The sequence below is a fragment of the Actinospica sp. genome (assembly GCF_035552695.1).
GTDB lineage: Bacteria > Actinomycetota > Actinomycetes > Streptomycetales > Catenulisporaceae > Actinospica.
The window spans coordinates 1-15,475 of the sequence record NZ_DASZKT010000021.1 but is presented as its reverse complement, the minus strand read 5'-3'; the positions used below and the strand labels follow the sequence as shown (position 1 = coordinate 15,475).

At 70.0% G+C, this 15,475-nt stretch carries 11 protein-coding genes; 5 read left to right on the top strand and 6 right to left on the bottom strand.

Going from position 1 to position 15,475, the window contains the following annotated elements:
* Window positions 1-59: 59 nt before the first annotated feature.
* Window positions 60-2,867 carry an AfsR/SARP family transcriptional regulator gene (locus VG296_RS03450; RefSeq protein WP_325562948.1) on the top strand — a complete coding sequence of 936 codons (2,808 nt, stop codon included), beginning with the start codon at window positions 60-62 and terminating at the stop codon, window positions 2,865-2,867.
* Here the strand turns inward: VG296_RS03450 and VG296_RS03445 are convergent.
* From VG296_RS03445 to VG296_RS03435, 3 genes are read right to left on the bottom strand one after another with little or no spacing between them, the layout of a single operon-like run.
* Window positions 2,856-3,437 (bottom strand): HIT domain-containing protein, encoded by a 582-nt coding sequence (locus VG296_RS03445; RefSeq protein WP_325562946.1) that lies wholly within the window; start codon window positions 3,435-3,437, stop codon window positions 2,856-2,858. The genes VG296_RS03450 and VG296_RS03445 overlap by 12 nt on opposite strands.
* A 33-nt stretch (window positions 3,438-3,470) precedes the next feature.
* Complete coding sequence (rbsK, locus tag VG296_RS03440; RefSeq protein WP_325562944.1) at window positions 3,471-4,376, bottom strand: ribokinase; 906 nt, start codon at window positions 4,374-4,376, stop codon at window positions 3,471-3,473.
* A gap of 46 nt (window positions 4,377-4,422) precedes the next feature.
* Window positions 4,423-5,478, bottom strand: a complete 1,056-nt coding sequence (locus tag VG296_RS03435; protein WP_325562942.1) for a LacI family DNA-binding transcriptional regulator — start codon at window positions 5,476-5,478, stop codon at window positions 4,423-4,425.
* A 267-nt stretch (window positions 5,479-5,745) separates the two neighbouring features.
* On the opposite strand from VG296_RS03435, the gene VG296_RS03430 reads away from it, so the two are divergent.
* Both VG296_RS03430 and VG296_RS03425 read left to right on the top strand, forming a co-directional pair.
* The gene (locus tag VG296_RS03430) at window positions 5,746-6,723 is read left to right on the top strand and encodes a nucleoside hydrolase (protein WP_325562940.1); all 978 of its coding nucleotides are present in this window, start codon (window positions 5,746-5,748) and stop codon (window positions 6,721-6,723) included.
* Between the two features lie 139 nt (window positions 6,724-6,862).
* On the top strand, window positions 6,863-7,876 hold the full coding sequence (locus VG296_RS03425; protein WP_325562938.1) for a type IV toxin-antitoxin system AbiEi family antitoxin domain-containing protein: 1,014 nt from the start codon (window positions 6,863-6,865) through the stop codon (window positions 7,874-7,876).
* Window positions 7,877-7,892: 16 nt separating this feature from the next.
* Here VG296_RS03425 and VG296_RS03420 read toward each other — a convergent pair whose 3' ends face one another.
* Window positions 7,893-8,684, bottom strand: a complete 792-nt coding sequence (locus tag VG296_RS03420; protein WP_325562936.1) for a DUF1684 domain-containing protein — start codon at window positions 8,682-8,684, stop codon at window positions 7,893-7,895.
* A 141-nt stretch (window positions 8,685-8,825) separates the two neighbouring features.
* The gene (thrS, locus tag VG296_RS03415; RefSeq protein WP_325562934.1) at window positions 8,826-10,841 is read right to left on the bottom strand and encodes a threonine--tRNA ligase; all 2,016 of its coding nucleotides are present in this window, start codon (window positions 10,839-10,841) and stop codon (window positions 8,826-8,828) included.
* Window positions 10,842-11,000: 159 nt separating this feature from the next.
* Here thrS and VG296_RS03410 point away from each other — a divergent pair, with 159 nt between their 5' ends.
* Together VG296_RS03410 and VG296_RS03405 are read left to right on the top strand one after the other, a co-directional pair.
* Window positions 11,001-12,329 carry a hypothetical protein gene (locus VG296_RS03410; protein WP_325562932.1) on the top strand — a complete coding sequence of 443 codons (1,329 nt, stop codon included), beginning with the start codon at window positions 11,001-11,003 and terminating at the stop codon, window positions 12,327-12,329.
* A 208-nt stretch (window positions 12,330-12,537) separates the two neighbouring features.
* Window positions 12,538-13,593, top strand: a complete 1,056-nt coding sequence (locus VG296_RS03405) for a slipin family protein (RefSeq protein ID WP_325562931.1) — start codon at window positions 12,538-12,540, stop codon at window positions 13,591-13,593.
* 540 nt (window positions 13,594-14,133) lie between these two features.
* Here VG296_RS03405 and VG296_RS03400 read toward each other — a convergent pair.
* On the bottom strand, window positions 14,134-14,991 hold the full coding sequence (locus tag VG296_RS03400) for a DUF1028 domain-containing protein (RefSeq protein ID WP_325562929.1): 858 nt from the start codon (window positions 14,989-14,991) through the stop codon (window positions 14,134-14,136).
* Window positions 14,992-15,475: the final 484 nt, after the last annotated feature.

The following is a 15,475-nucleotide window of genomic DNA, read 5'->3' as shown; positions in this document are numbered from 1 at the left end:
TGTCGGCTACGCTGTGCGCACCGCGTGGATCGGCTATGGCCAGACAGGGAAGGAGAGCGATGGGCTCGATCAGGTTTTCGCTGCTCGGTGCGCTCCGTGTCACCACCACAGCCGACACGAACGGAACAGCCGATGCAACCGAAATCGAGATCCGCGGCAAGGTCCGGCAGACGCTTCTCGCCGCCTTGCTGCTGCAGGCCGGAACCGTCGTCTCGCTTGACCGACTAGTGGATCTGCTGTGGACGGTAGAGCGCGACCACCGGTCGGATGCGCGCATCTACAACCAGATCACCCGCTTACGCCAGGCGCTGCCGGGCGCGGGCGACCGTGTCAGAGCCGTGCCTCCGGGCTACCTGATCGAGGTCGAACCCGGCGAGTTGGACCTGCATGTATTCGCCGACCACAATGCCGCGGCACGAGCCGCGGCCGCGAACGGTGACTGGGGCACGGCTTCGCGGCATTACTCCGCTGCTCTGAAGTTGTGGCGGGGCGCTCCGTTGGCCGACATCCCCGCGCTCGCGGGGCTCCCCGAAGTGCTGCGCCTGGACGAAGAGCGCTGGGCGGCAGTGCTCGGTCGTGGCGAGGCGGAGCTGAATCTCGGCAAGCACGTCGAGCTCATCCCGGAACTACGTGGACTGGCGAAAGCAGAACCGGAACGAGAGCCGCTTCATCGGCAACTGATGCTCGCGCTCTACCGCAGCGGCAGGCGGGGTGAGGCTCTCGACGTGTACCGCGCGCTGAGCCGGACACTGGACGAGCGTTTCGCTCTCGAACCGGGCGCGGAGACGCGAGAACTGCACGAACGCATCCTTCGCGACGACTCGGCACGCAATCAATTGCCCGCCGACACCCGCCTGTTCACCGGCCGGGAGTCCGAGGTGGATCGGCTCCTCGCGCTGGCGAAAACCGCTGCGGAACAGGACGGTATACGTTCGCCGGGAGCGGTCTCGATCTCGGCCGTAGACGGTCTCGGCGGCGTCGGGAAGAGCGCGCTGGCCGTCCACGTGGCGCACCAGCTCGGCGGCCTGTTCCCGGACGGACGACTGTTCATCGACCTGCGCGGCCACACGAGGGATCTGGAGCCGCTCGACCCGCACGCCGCGCTCGGCTACCTGCTGCGCTCGCTCGACTTGTCCGAGCAGCACATCGCGGCCGACGCGGCCGGCCGGGCCGTTCAGCTGCAGGAACGACTGACCGGGACCAGGACCCTGGTCGTGCTGGACAACGCCGAGTCCGCCGAACAGGTCCGCCCGCTGCTGCCCGAAGTGCCCGGCTGCATGGCACTGATTACCAGCCGCGCACGGCTCGCGGATCTGCGTGGCGCGTACGCGTTCCGCCTCGATGTGCTCCCCGTCGCCGCTGCCCGCGACCTGCTGTACGTGGCGGCCGGGAAGAACCGAATACAGACGGACGACCCAGCTCTCGACGATCTGGTCGAACTCTGCGGCCGCATCCCGCTCGCGCTCAGGATCATCGCCGCCAGGCTGCGCCACGATCCGTCGCTCTCGGTGGCATCGCTCGCGGCGCTGCTGCGCGCGGAAGGTGGGCGGCTACGAAACCTGCGTGACGACGAGCGTGGCCTGACGGACATCTTCGAGTCCTCCTACGCAGCGTTGTCAGAGACGTGCAGACGCGCCCTACGTCTGCTGGGCCTCATGCCAGGGATCGAGTTCGGCGCACACGCCGCTGCCGCCGCATTCGACCTCGAACCTGCGGAGACAGCCGAGGTGCTGGGCTCGCTCGTGGCCCACAGCCTGCTGATGGAGCCGAATCCGGGCCGCTATCGATTCCACGATCTGATGCGCTTGTACGCGCGCGAGTTGGCAGAGCGGGATGAGTCGGGGCCGACGCGTCACGAGGCGATGGAACGGCTGCTCTACTGGTTCGCGGCCACCACGCGCGACGCCGCTACTGTCGCCCATCCGATCTGGCAGGGCCAGGAACTTCCACCACGCGTCGGTTCAGCCTCGCCCCTCCTGATGACGGAGGTGCAGCAGGCCTTGGATTGGTACGACTTGGAACGTGAAAACCTGCTCGCGGCGGTGAGTGCGGCCGAGCGCGAGGGGCTGCCGACGTACGGATGGCTGCTGCCCGTCGTCATGTGGCCGTTTACGGAGCTCAGAGGCATAGCGGGCGATCGCCTCGTGCTCGCCGAAATCGGGTTGCGGTGTGCCGAAGCCGTCCAGGACACAGCCGGCCGCAACCTGATGCTGCGGTGCAAGAGCACCGCGCTCGCCGAAGCGGGCCGGTTCGACGACGCGATCGATGCCGGGCAACTGTCGCTGAAGTACGCACGCCAAGACGGGGACCAGCTTGAGGAGGCGAGGCTGCTTTCGAATCTCAACACGTCCTACCATCGTGCCCAGCGGTTCGACGAGGCCCTTGACCACGGCCAGCAGGCGCTGCGACTGTTCGAGGCACTCGGCAGGGAGGACCTGGGGGTCGTGCCCCGCATCAATGTCGCGGCCTCACTCAACTCGAGCGGACGCGCCGCCGACGCCGTCCCGATCCTGAGAAAGGCCGTCGATCTCAGCAGGCAGTCGGCAGCGCGGGTTTATCTGGGCAGCACCCTGGTTCAGCTCGCCGGCACACTGAACAGGCTGGACCCGCCGGACAACGTCGGCGCCGAGGCGCTGTGCCGCGAGAGCCTCACGGAGTTCGTCTCGAGCGGGAACCTGCACGGCGAGGCGCAAGCGCTGGCCCAGATCGGCATGTCTTGCCTGGCGACCGGCCGTTCAGCTGAGGCACTCGACCATCTGCGTGCCAGTAAGCGGATCGCCGACGAACTCGGCATCCCGCTCTTCCACACCTACCGCGACACCCTGGAGCAGTTGGAGAAGGACGCCGCCGCGGGCTCAGCCCCCTGACGAGGTCGGCCAGGCCTCGGCGAGCAGGCGGCGGGTGTCGCCGAGAAGCACCGGCATCGAGCGGGTGCGGCCGACCACGGGCATGAAGTTGGCGTCGCCGGTCCAGCGCGGGACGACGTGCTGGTGCAGGTGGGCGGCGATGCCGGCGCCCGCGACCTCCCCTTGGTTGATGCCGAGGTTGAAACCGTGCGGACTCGACGCCTTGCGTACCGCGCGCATGGCGTCCTGGGTGAACGCGGTGAACTCGGCTGCCTCGTCCTCGGTCAGGTCCGTGTAGTCGGCGATGTGCCGGTAAGGGCAGATCAGCACGTGCCCCGGGTTGTACGGGTACAGATTCAGCACGGCGTACACCGAGGTGCCGCGCGCGACGATCAGCGCGGCCTCGTCGTCGCCGAGGTTGGGGATGCGGCAGAAGGGGCAGCCGTCCTCGGCCTTGGGCCCGGTCGGCTTGTTCTCGCCGAGGATGTATGCCATCCGATGCGGGTTCCACAGCCGCTGCAGGGCATCCGGCTCGCCGACCCCGTCCAGGGGACGCGGCTCGGCCTGGCCCGCGATCTCGTCCGCTTCCATGCCGCCAAGCCTAGCCATCCGGCCGCAGCGGTGTCAGACCGCCGCGAGAAAGACCTCGACCTCGTCCCGCGTCGGCAGCGAGGGCTGGGCGCCGGGCCGGGTCGTGCTCAACGCGGCGGCGGCGGCGGCGAAGCGGGCCGCCTTCTCCAGCGTCTCGCCGTCGGCCAGAGCGCAGGCCAGCGCTCCGCAGAAGCAGTCGCCCGCGGCCGTCGTGTCCACCGCGTCCACCCGGAACGGCGAAATCAGCGTGCCGACGCCGCCCTCGACGAGCAGCGCGCCTTCACTGCCGAGCGTCACCAGCACGGCCGCGGCACCGGTCAGCGAACGGGCGGCGCGGGCGACGTCGTCGAGGTGGGTCAGCGCGTCCGGGGCCAGGCCGAGCAGCGCGGCGAGCTCGGAGCGATTGGGCAGCAGCACGTCGGCGCGGGACGGCAGCGGGTTCTCCCCCGTGCGCACCGGGGCCGGGTTGACCAGCACGATCCCGCCCGCCAGCCGGGCCGCGGCGTCGTTCGCGGGGTGCGGGACCTCCTGCTGAAGCACCGTCACCTTCGCGCTCGCCAGCACGTCCTTCGCCGCCTCGCAGTCGGCCGGGGACAGCCGCGCGTTGGCTCCGGGGCTGACGATGATCGTGTTCTCCGCGGCCGGATCGACCGCGATCAGGGCCCGGCCGCTGGGCGTTCCGTCGGTGCGCAGCACGTGCGCGGTGTCCACACCCTCCGCGTTCAGGGCCTCGACCAGCACGGTTCCGGCCTCGTCCGCGCCGACCCGGCCGACCATGGCGACCGGCCTGCCGAGCCGGGCCGCGGCCACGGCCTGGTTGCCGCCCTTGCCACCGCAGTGCTGGGCCAGGTCGCCGCCGAGCACGGTCTGGCCGGGCACCGGGTGCCGCGGGACCGGCACGACCAGGTCGAGGTTGAGGCTTCCGACTACCGCGATCACAGCTTCGATCCCTCCGAGCTCTCCAGGTGCGCCGACGCCACGACGATCACAGCCTGTTCGATCCTTGCTTGCTCTCCTGCGCCGGCACCACGGTCGAGCCGCGGACCACCAGCGTCGGGGTGAGTCGAACGGCCCGGGCCGCCGCCTCCCGCTGCTGGATCCGGGCCGCGAGCATCCGCGCGGCCTCCGCGGCCAACTCCCGGTTGGGCTGACGCACGGTGGTCAGGCAGGGCGAGGTCAGCGAGGCCAGATCGATGTCATCGAAGCCGGTGACCGCGAGTTCGCCGGGCACGGAGACGCCGAGCTCGCGCAGCCGCTGCAGCGCTCCGGCAGCGATCAGGTCGTTGGCGCAGACCAGCGCGTCGGGCCGGTGCGCGGCGGGCGCGGTCACCGCTCGGCCCGCGGCGTGCTGCCCGAATTCGACGGAGAAGTCACCGAGCTCGACGCGCCAGAATGCGGCGTGCCGCACGGCCCAGTCCTGGAAGGCGGCGCGGCGCTCCACGGCGGCCGACGCGTCCCCGGCCGCACCGAGAAACCAGAAGCGGCTGTGGCCCAGGGCCTTGAGGTGTTCGAGCAGCAGCCGCACACCGGCGGCGTTGTCCACGGTGACGGCGTCCGCTTGGACCTCGTCCACGCTGCGGTCGAGCAGCACCACCGGCACGCGCGAGGCAGCTTTGGCGAGCGTCGCCATCGAGCGTTCCTGGTCCACCGGGGCCACGATCAGGCCGTCAACCTGGCGGGCGATCAGCAGTTCCACGCGCTCGGCCTCGAGCTCCGGGTTGTCCGCGCTGTCCGCGAGCAGCAGCGCGCGGCCCTGCTCGTGCAGGGCGTGCTCGACCTCGCGCATCAGCGAGGGGAAGAAGGGGTTGGTGATCTGCGGCAGGACCAGGCCGACGGTCGCGGTGCTGCGGCTGCGCAGCGCACGGGCCACCTGGTTCGGCAGGTAGCCGAGTTCGCGCGCGGCCTGCTGCACCCGGCGCGCCAGGTCGGGGCCGACCGGCCGGTCCCCGGCGAGCACCCGGGAGACGGTGGCGACCGAGCAGCCCACCGCCTCCGCCACCTCGCGCAGGGTGGCGGGCCTGGCGTCCTTGCCCTTGCTCACGTGTGCGGTCCGTTCTCCTCGGGCCGGCCTCGTACCGTCCCGGCCGTCCATCTTCGCACCAAACCCGGTAATCGTTCTCTCCTCGTCCGCCTGGTATGAACTGATTGTCGCAGTATGGACAAGGAGTTGTCTCGCTCGACGGGCGTATTTGACGCGGCGGACGGGAGATGGGACCGTCGGATAACGATTTCCACACAACAGGGTGACCGGTGCGACGCGCGGCGGTAGCCCTTCGCCCTGCGGCGAAGCGCCACGAGGAGGTGGGCCGTGACCGGTCCGATCGTGCTGGACTGCGATCCGGGGCTCGACGACGCCGTCGCCCTGCAGTACGCCCTGGGCACCGGCCGCTACGACCTCAAGGCGGTCACCGCCGTCGGCGGCAACGCTCCGGTCGAGCACACTTACCGCAACGCGCGGGCCCTGGTCAAGACCTTCGGCGTCGCCGGGGAGATTCCGGTCTACCGCGGCGTCGGCGGACGGCTGAGTCGGCGGATCGAGGCCGCGTCCGCGTTCGACTTCCACGGCAAGACCGGCCTCGGCGAGGAGCTCGCGGACGACGCGGGTGTGCCGGAGCAGTCCGAGGGCGCGGTGGACGCGCTGCTGCGGCTGTCCCGGACGTACGCGGGCGAACTGACGGTGGTGGCCACCGGTCCGCTGACGAACATCGCGGCGGCGCTGATAGCTGACCCATCGTTCGCCGAGCGGATCCGCCTGGTGTTCATGGGCGGCGCGGTGAGCGAGCCGGGCAACGTCACCCCCACCGCGGAGTTCAACATCTGGCACGACCCGGAGGCCGCCGACCTGGTCGTGGCCAGCGGTGTCGACTTCACGATGGTCGGCCTGGACGCCTCGCACCGGGCCCGGTTCACGCTCGACCACCTGGCGCGGCTCGAGGCGGCCGGGGAGCCGCTGGAATTCACCGTCAGACTGCTGAAGTTCTATTTCGGCTCGTACAACCACTTCCACCGGGCCGAATCGGTACCCCTGCACGATCCGCTCGCGGTCGGCGCGGCGCTGGATTCGAGCTTTCTCGACACGGCCGAGGGCACCGTGTTCGTGGAGTGCGGCAGCCCGCTGACGACCGGCCAGACGGTCTTCCTGCGTGCCGAGCACACAGACGGGACGAGCCTGCCACCGCAGCTGACCGAGCGCGCGCGCGGGAGTCAGGGCAAGGTCGCGCTGGGGCTCGGACCGCGCGATTTCGTCGAGGAGTTCACCTCGGTGCTTGAGCGCTGGGGACGCTGAACAAGAGCCCGCGTCCGGCCGCATTCGTCAATCCGCCGGCCCAATATTCGTACCGGACGGCCAGTATGATTATGGCGTCTGCCAGGTGAAATTCGCCGATTCGCTGGAGTAGAGCCGGGATCGCGGCGACGCTGAAGTCATGGCGAAGCACACCGGGTATGAAAACCCCGCACTCAGCACTCTGATCGACAGTCAGTACGGCGTCCTCACGGCGGCGCAGGCGAAAGCCGGCGGCTTGCCGCACGAGACGCTGCGAAGACGCGTGCAGCGCGGGCTCTGGCAGCGCCTGGTGCCCGGCGTGTACGCGCTGCAGGGCGGACCGCCGAGTCGGCTGCAGTGGCTCGTCGCCGCGCAGCTGTACGCCGGGGAGTACTCCGTGCTCACCGGGCAGGCCGCACTGGCCGTGCACGGAATTCGAATCCCCAGCGACCGGATCGGCGACACGGCCGGATTCGGTGTGGTGGGCGAGCACCGCCTCGCCCGGCATCGGCTCGACACCCTCGTCCCACACGGGACGAGGCGGCAGAGCGTGGCGCATCTGCGCATCATCCGGACCGCCCGGGTACCGGAGGCGACGAGAATCGGCTTGCTGCGGGTCGCTCCGCCGGCGAGGAGCGTGGTGGACGGCTGCCTGGCGGCGGTCGAGGATGAGCAACCGGAATCGATCGACGCCATTGTGACGGCGGCGATGGAGGACGGCGGGGTGCAACTGGCAGAGCTCGAATACGAGCTCGGCAAGGCCTCGCGCAAGTATTCGGCCGCGATCCGTACGGAACTCCGGAAGTGCCGGACGCATGCGCGCATCTCGGCATCGCACGGATTCCTGAGGAAGCTCGGCACATCCGGGCCGTTCGGCGAGATGCAGGACGTGGCGATCTATCTGGGCCAGCGGCGCGTGGCCCGGGCCGTGGCGGTGTGGCCGACGCGCGCGGTGGCGGTCACCGTGGACCCGCATCCGGTGGAGGTCAGCACGCTGACGACGTTGGGTTTCGCGGTCGTCCGAGTGACCTCGGAGCAACTCGTACAGGACGCCGAGGGGGTCCTCCGGCAGCTTCGCGGCGTGCTGCGGAACCGGCCTGAGGCCGTGCTGTCGGCCGGCGTCTCGCTGCTACCTCTGGCGTCCGCGCGGCGGAAGGAGCCGGCCCATGCGTGACCGGGCGACGCTCCCGTCAGCGGGTTTTGACGGCCAGTTCTCCGGCCCGGATCGGCGACTCGAAGGTATTGCCCTTCGGCGGCAGGGGGCACACGTAGTGATCGGTAAAGGCGCAAGGCGCCAGATATGCCCGGTTGAAGTCGAGCGTGACCGTGCCGTCTTCAGCAGGCGCCGGGGTGGTCAGAAAGCGGAAGAAGGGCTTCGCCTCGGCCGTCGTCGGGTCGGCGAAGACGATCCACAAGCGGCCGCCGGTCGTCAACGCCGCCTGCAGAGTGTGTCTGCCGTCCTCGAGTTCGAATTCGACAGTGCCGTCGAGGCCAAGGCCCCGCACGACGCCGTCCGCGTTCAGCACCTTCTCCACGTGCGGCCCGGCGAAAGGCGTGAACCTGGCCGGGACTATCCAGACCGGGTCGAAGTCGAAGGCCTCGATGCCGTCGAAAGCCTGGAGCGTGGCCGCCTTCGGGTCGTAGACGCGCAAAGCGGCACTGCCGTCCCGCTCGATGGGCACGAGCAGGATGTCGTAGTCGGGCGCGGTGACGGTGTCGGGGTGCTCGTCGGTGTCGGTGCGAAGGGTCACGGTGCCGTCGATCGGCTCGCCGTTGAGGACGAGCCCGTGCTCGGCCTTGGCAGTCAGTGTGACCGTCTTGGCCTCCGGACCAGCGCTCCACAGCACCGGCTGACCCTCGACGATCGGAGCGGGCTCCTCATCCAGCCAGTGGGTGCCGGTCAGCGCGAGCGTTCCGTGCGGGTCGCGAAGCCGCGTGTCCCGCCGGGTACGCCACTTCCGCCAGCTCTCGACGTCGCTCACGTTGCTGCTCCTCAGGCCTCGCGCAGGTCCGGGTCCTTCCGGGCATGGCGTACAACCCGCCTCGCGCGGACGTTGTTCCGTCGCAACAACAGGGCTCCCGACGCCCTTGCGGGCGCCGGGAGCCACGATCGATCGATCTGCTCAGTCGTTGCGGCGCGAGCGGACCGCCTCCACGATCTCGGCCACCGCCTCGGCGACCGGTACGCCGTTCTTCTGCGAGCCGTCCCGGTAGCGGAAGGAGACCGCGCCCTTGGTCACGTCCTCGTCGCCGGCGAGGAGCATGAACGGCACCTTGGCCTTCTGCGCGTTGCGGATCTTCTTCTGCATCCGATCGTCCGAGGCGTCCACCTCCACCCGAATGCCCTGCGCGCGCAGTTGCGCGGCCACGTCCCGCAGGTAGGGCACGTGCGCGTCGGTGATCGGGATCGCGGTGGCCTGCACCGGGGCGAGCCAGGCCGGGAAGGCTCCGGCGTAGTGCTCGAGCAGCACCGCGAAGAAGCGCTCGATCGAGCCGAACAGCGCGCGGTGGATCATCACCGGACGGTGGTCGGCGCCGTCCGGACCCTTGTACTCGAGGCCGAAGCGCTCCGGCAGGTTGAAGTCGAGCTGGATCGTCGACATCTGCCAGCTGCGGCCGATGGCGTCCTTGGCCTGCACGGAGATCTTCGGGCCATAGAAGGCGGCGCCGCCCGGGTCGTCCACCAGCTCCAGGTTGCGCTTGAGCGCCACCTGCCGGAGCGTCTCGGTGGCCTCTTCCCACGCGTCGTCGGTGCCGACCGACTTCTCCGGGTCCCGAGTCGAGAGCTCCAGGTAGAAGTCGTTCAGGCCGTAGTCGCGCAGCAGGTCGAGGACGAAGGTCAGCAGGCTGTCGAGCTCGTCCGCCATCTGATCGCGGGTGCAGTAGATGTGCGCGTCGTCCTGCGTGAAGCCGCGGGCGCGGGTCAGGCCGTGCACCACACCCGACTTCTCGTAGCGGTAGACCGTGCCGAACTCGAACAGCCGCAGCGGAAGCTCCCGGTACGACCGCCCCCGAGCGCGGAAGATCAGGTTGTGCATCGGGCAGTTCATCGGCTTGAGGTAGTAGTCCACGCCGTCGTCGAGCTGCATGGGCGGGTACATGCCGTCCTTGTACCAGTCCAGGTGTCCGGAGACCTCGAAGAGCGTGCCCTTCGTGGCGTGCGGGGTGTATGCGAACTCGTAGCCGGCCTCGATGTGCCGCTGCCGCGAGTACTGCTCCATCTCGTTGCGGATGACCGCGCCCCTGGGGTGGAACACGGCGAGGCCGGAGCCGATCTCGGTCGGGAAGGAGAACAGGTCGAGTTCGGCGCCGAGCTTCCGGTGGTCGCGCTTCTCCGCCTCGGCGAGGAACTCCAGGTGTGCCTTGAGCGCGTCCCTGGACTCCCAGGCGGTGCCGTAGATCCGCTGGAGCTGCGGGTTCTTCTCGCTGCCGCGCCAGTAGGCGGCGGCCGAGCGCATCAGCTTGAAGGCCGGGATGTTCCGGGTCGTCGGCAGGTGCGGGCCGCGGCACAGGTCCTTCCAGCACAGCTCGCCGCTCCTCGGGTCGAGGTTGTCGTAGATGGTCAGCTCACCGCTGCCCACCTCGACGTTCGCCCCGTCATCCGAGCTCACCTCGGTGCCCGCGCCCTTCAGCCCGATCAGCTCGAGCTTGAACGGCTCCCCGGCCAGCTCCTGGCGCGCGGCCTCGTCGGAGACCGGGCGGCGGGAGAAGCGCTGGCCCTGCTTGACGATCGCCTGCATGCGCTGCTCGATCGCCTTCAGGTCCTCCGGGGTGAATGGGCGATCCACCTGGAAGTCGTAGTAGAAGCCGTCCTTGATCGGCGGCCCGATGCCGAGCTTGGCCTCCGGGAAGACCTCCTGCACGGCCTGGGCCATGACGTGCGCGGTGGAGTGCCGCAGGATCGCGCGGCCGTCCTCCGAGCCGATCGCGACAGGCTCGACGACGTCGCCGTCCACGAGCGGCCGGTCGAGGTCGATGAGGGCTCCGGCGCCCTCCGCCGCGCGCAGCCGGCCGGCGATGTTCGAGCGGTCGCCCGCGAAGATCTCGGCGAAGAGCTGGCCCACGGTCGTGCCCGTCGTGACCGTCCGCTCTTCCCGCTGGTCGGGTAGGCGGTCGATGGTCACACGGATCTCGGACACCGTGGTTCTCCTGTTCGCTCGGTCGAGTCGCGGCCGTCCTCGTGGCAGGCCTAGGTAGATGGTACCGAGGCCGGGACGCCGCCCCCGCATTCGTCGCCGACTCCGCGTTCTTTCCGGTTACGTCACCCGGGGTTCACGACCCCGTACTACCGTGCGGGGGTGACCGCGACAGTCGTTCAGACCGCTCCCGTAGGTCTCCAGCCGCCGAGCACCGGCGCCCGACCGGCCCGGCCGACGCCCACGAGGCTCTGGCTGATCATGGCGGCCCTGATCGCGGCGGTGCTCGCCCTGCTCGCGGTGACGGCGGCCTCGTTCATCCAGGCGCGGTCCCAGGCGGACACGGTCAACTCGCGCGCCCGGACGGCGGCGCAGGCCGGGGACCTGTACTTCGCGCTCGCGGACCTGGACTCGGAGGCGGCGCGGCTGGTGCTGCTCGGCGACGGGGACTTCCAGTCGAGCGCCGGGGCGTACGACGGGAATCAGCTCAGTGCGCTGATCGCGTACAACGACCGCACGGCGCAGGTGGACTCGGACCTGCAGGCGCTGGCGGCGGACGGCGCGAGCGCGACGGCGATCGTCTCGGAAGTGACGCAGTACCGTTCGATCGCGGACGCGGCGATCGGCCTGGACGAGTTCCCGGGTGCTCCGGCGGGCCAGCCGCTCGCGACCGCGATCGGCTTCTACGCCCGCGCCACGACGATGATGCAGGACGTCGCGCTGCCCGCGGCGGCGCAACTGCGTGACGAGACGGCGGCCGAGGCGTCCCAGGCGGCTGACAGCGCGCATACCTGGGCGATCGTCGGCCTCATCGGCACGCTCGTGCTGGGTGTGCTCGCGGTGCTGGTCCTGGTGCGGGCGCAGCGCAGGCTCACCGTGCTGTTCCGCAGGACGCTGAATCCGACGCTGTTCGCGGCCACTGTGGTGACCGTCGCCCTGCTCATCGGCGCGGCAGCCGGGCTCGGGTCGACGGCGCAGGACGCGAGCGACTCCGGATCGCGGCTGGCGGCGTATCTGCAGGTCGTCGTCACGCGTGCGGACAGCTACGACGCGGACGGCACGGCGGTTCGCAGCGTGCTGATGCCGGATGCCTTCGGCAACGCGCAACTGGGCCCGGGGGAGACGCTCATCAACAAGGACCTGGGGAGACTCGGCTCGGCCGGAAGCGGTGCGACGGCTCTGTGGTCGCACGCGAGCCACAACCCTGTCGACGACTTCCAGTCCATCCTGACGGCGGTGCAGCAGAACGACACCGCGAAGGCGCTGACCATCGAGACGGGCACCGCCCGGGGTGACGCCGCCTTCGACTTCTACGACTACGACCAGAGCCTCCAAACGCTCGGCACGCAGCGGCTCGCGGACTTCCAGGCGGCGGCGAGCGGGCTGTCGTCGGACGTCAGCCCGTGGCTGTACTGGCCGTGGATCCTGGCGGGCGCGACGCTGCTGCTGATCAGCCTCGCCGTCCGCCCCCGCCTCGCCGAGTACCGGTAGCGGACGCTCGAAAGCAGGTGGGCCCGCACTACCGGGTTGACCTGGTGAAACGTGGACGCGGTCGGAAGCTCGTCCGGCCGCGATCGGCCGGGTACGGCCATGTACCTCACGCGCCCCGAAGAGTTACGCTGAGAGTGCTACCTCGGATATCCGGTGTGCTCCGGCGCATCGGATCGGTGCAAGGTCGTCTCGCGAAGGAGCGAGTGCCATGCTTGGTGTGGATATCGCGATCGCTGTTGTGGTGCTCGGCGGGTTGATCGGGCGGCCGCGGTTCCGAATCGTGCGGCAGTTCGAGCGCGGAGTGGTGTTCCGCTGGGGGCGGGTGCTGGGGCGGCCCCGTGAGGCGGGCATCGCGGTACTGCGACCGTTCTCTGACCGGCTCGTGCGTGTCAATACGCAGATCATCACCGCCCCCGTGCCGGCGCAGGAGGGCATCACCCGGGACAACGTGACGGTGCGGGTGGACGCCGTCGTGTACTACCGCGTCCTCGACCCGGTCAGAGCCCTGGTCGAGGTGCAGGACTACACCTTCGCGATGATCCAGGTGGCGCAGACGTCGCTGCGGTCGATCATCGGCAAGTCAGAGCTGGATGACCTGCTGTCGAATCGGGAGCAGCTGAACCAGGGCCTCGCGGTGCTGCTGGAATCCCCGGCCGTGGGCTGGGGGATCCACATCGACCGGGTGGAGATCAAGGACGTCGCGCTGCCCGAGTCGATGAAGCGCACGATGGCCCGGCAGGCCGAGGCGGACCGCGAGCGCCGCGCCCGCATCATCACCGCGGACGGCGAGCTCCAGGCCTCGAAGAAGCTCGCGCAGGCCGCCGACGTCATGGCGGACAGCCCGGCTGCGCTCCAACTGCGCCTGCTGCAGACGATGGTGGAAGTGGCCTCGGAGAAGTCCTCGACGGTCATCCTGCCCTTCCCCGTCGAGCTGCTTCGGTTTCTCGAACGCTCGGCGCCCCCGCACGCCGCGCAGGCCGCCGAGGCCCAGGCCGCCGCGCAGCGCGCGGCCACCCGCGTCGAGCTGTCTGCGGCGGAAGAAGCGAAGCAGCTCGCTGCGTTGGAGGATGCTCCAGCGGCGATAGCACCGACGCCCGAGATCCCGGACGTCGACGTCGCCGCCGCCGAGCACGCCATCGATACGGAAGCCGAACCCGAGACGGCGGACGGAGCAAGCGACACCCGCCCGAGCATCCCCGACACGAAGATCTCCGACGCGAGCGGAGACCAGCAGCTGGATGCGAAGCTCGGACGGACCTCCTAGATCGGGGACGCGACGGATTGTCGGCGCGCGGACTGCGGGCGGACCTCCGAGGACGAGAGAGCGTCCGGCTCGCGCGGATAGCTGGATAGCTGAGGCGGAATGCCGTGCGGTCAGAGCACCGAGGCGAAACGTGCCCAGCTGGGACGGGAAGCTGTCCAGTTGGGGCGAGTCCCATTCTGATTGGGGCGAGTCGCCGAGGCGGAACGCCGTGCAGCCGTCCGGTCGGGCAGACCCTCTGGAAAGACGCCAACCGGCTGGGCGGACCTCCTAGGACGGACGGGGCACCGTCCGGCTCGCGCGGATCTGAGGCGGAGCGCCGTGCGGCTCGGCGGACTGGACCGCGACTTCCTGCCGCGCGACGCCGTACCCGGCTCGCACGGACTCCTGGCACGGGAGATCGTCCGGATCGTGCGGAGCGCCGAGCGGAGTGCCGGGGCAGTGTGTGGCGAGGCGGGCGGCGCGGCGCGGCGCGCGGAGCGCCGGGGCAGTGTGGCGAGGCGGGCGGGGCAATGTGGTGGGGTGGCGCGCCGAGCTCTCGGGCTAGGACGGGATCTTGTTGAGGTGGCGGAGGTGGTCGAGGACTACGGGGTCCAGTTGACCGGGGACTAGGCGCTCCTCGAGGTTCTCCACGCCGGCCCAGACGGCGAGGACGCGGTCGAGTTCGGTGGTCGTGACGTCGCCGGCGATGAAGCCCTGTGCGCCGAGCAGTGACCTGACCTCCTCGGCGAGGGCCCCGGTGAGCGGCATGAGGTCCTTGGGGTCCGGCTTGCCGAAGAGCATCTCGTGGATCGTCAGCAGGCGCGCCAGCTCGGGGATCGGGGCCTCGTGGTCGTCAACGCGCAGGTCCACGATCACGTCGTCGCCACCGCCGTAGCCGCCCTCGTCGCCCGCCACGAACAGGGCGGCGCTCTGCCTGCCGCGCTTGTCGCCGCCCGCCGCGTCGCCGGCGGCTAGGGCCGCGAGCAGCCGGCGGGCCAGGGGCTCGCGCGGGTCGGAGCCTAGCCAGGCCTCCTCCATCAGGGCTATGACCCGGGAGCCCTCGAGGATGTTGCCCTGGATCGCGTACCCGTTGCCCGCCACTCCCCCGGCCCAGTCGTTGCACTCGGCGCCGGTGTACGTGGCGGAGGCGCCGTGTGCGTCGACCACGCCGAGCTGACGCTGCTCGCGCTTCTCGTCGAGCTTGGTGAGCGTGTTCACCGTCTCCTGCGCGTTGGCGCCGTTGGTGAGCAGGGCGAGGCCGTCCGGCTTGTAGGCCGTGTTGGCCCACGCCTGGGTGGCCAGGGCACCGACGCCGGCGCGGGCAGTGGGGACGACGGAGCCCGCGGCGAGGAACTTGCTGGCGACGGCGACGCCGAACTGGGAGCGGTCGGCGTTCGTGGCGACGATGGAGAAGGTCATGGCGTCAGCTTTTCAGGGACGGCGGCGGTTCGGATAGATACCCGAGAAAATCTCTACCGGAAGATGGGGACAGACCGCCGTACCAGCGGCGATCCGCCCGACAACGAATGACGGAATGGATGACGGAACGGGCGGAGGAACGTATCGCGGAACGGATGGCGGACAGCCGACAACCAGCGACGGAGGGGCGACGGCGCGTGACCCCCCGGAGAGGCTGACCGCACCTCTCCGGGGCGGCGCCAATCCTCCAACGCATCGCGGACGGGCGCACGTATTGAGGACCGGCGAACGCATCGAGTACCGGCGTAGGCATTGGGGACCGACGTACGTATTGAGGGCCGGTGTATGCAGCGAGGGCCAGCCTGATTTTCGGCGCTAGGCCTCCAGGACCGGGAGGAGTTCGGGGAGGTGGCCGTCGAACTCGCGGCCTACGGCGATGCGTTCGGCGGAGACTTCGCCGTAGGTGGTGTTGCGTTGGCGGGCG

What these genes read in the sequence shown, in the direction of transcription:
- VG296_RS03450 (WP_325562948.1), top strand. Translation starts at nt 60, where the DNA reads ATGGGCTCGATCAGGTTTTCGCTGCTCGGTGCGCTCCGTGTCACCACC.
- VG296_RS03400 (WP_325562929.1), bottom strand. Translation starts at nt 14,991, where the DNA reads ATGACCTTCTCCATCGTCGCCACGAACGCCGACCGCTCCCAGTTCGGC.
- VG296_RS03425 (WP_325562938.1), top strand. Translation starts at nt 6,863, where the DNA reads ATGGCGAAGCACACCGGGTATGAAAACCCCGCACTCAGCACTCTGATC.
- VG296_RS03445 (WP_325562946.1), bottom strand. Translation starts at nt 3,437, where the DNA reads ATGGAAGCGGACGAGATCGCGGGCCAGGCCGAGCCGCGTCCCCTGGAC.
- VG296_RS03405 (WP_325562931.1), top strand. Translation starts at nt 12,538, where the DNA reads ATGCTTGGTGTGGATATCGCGATCGCTGTTGTGGTGCTCGGCGGGTTG.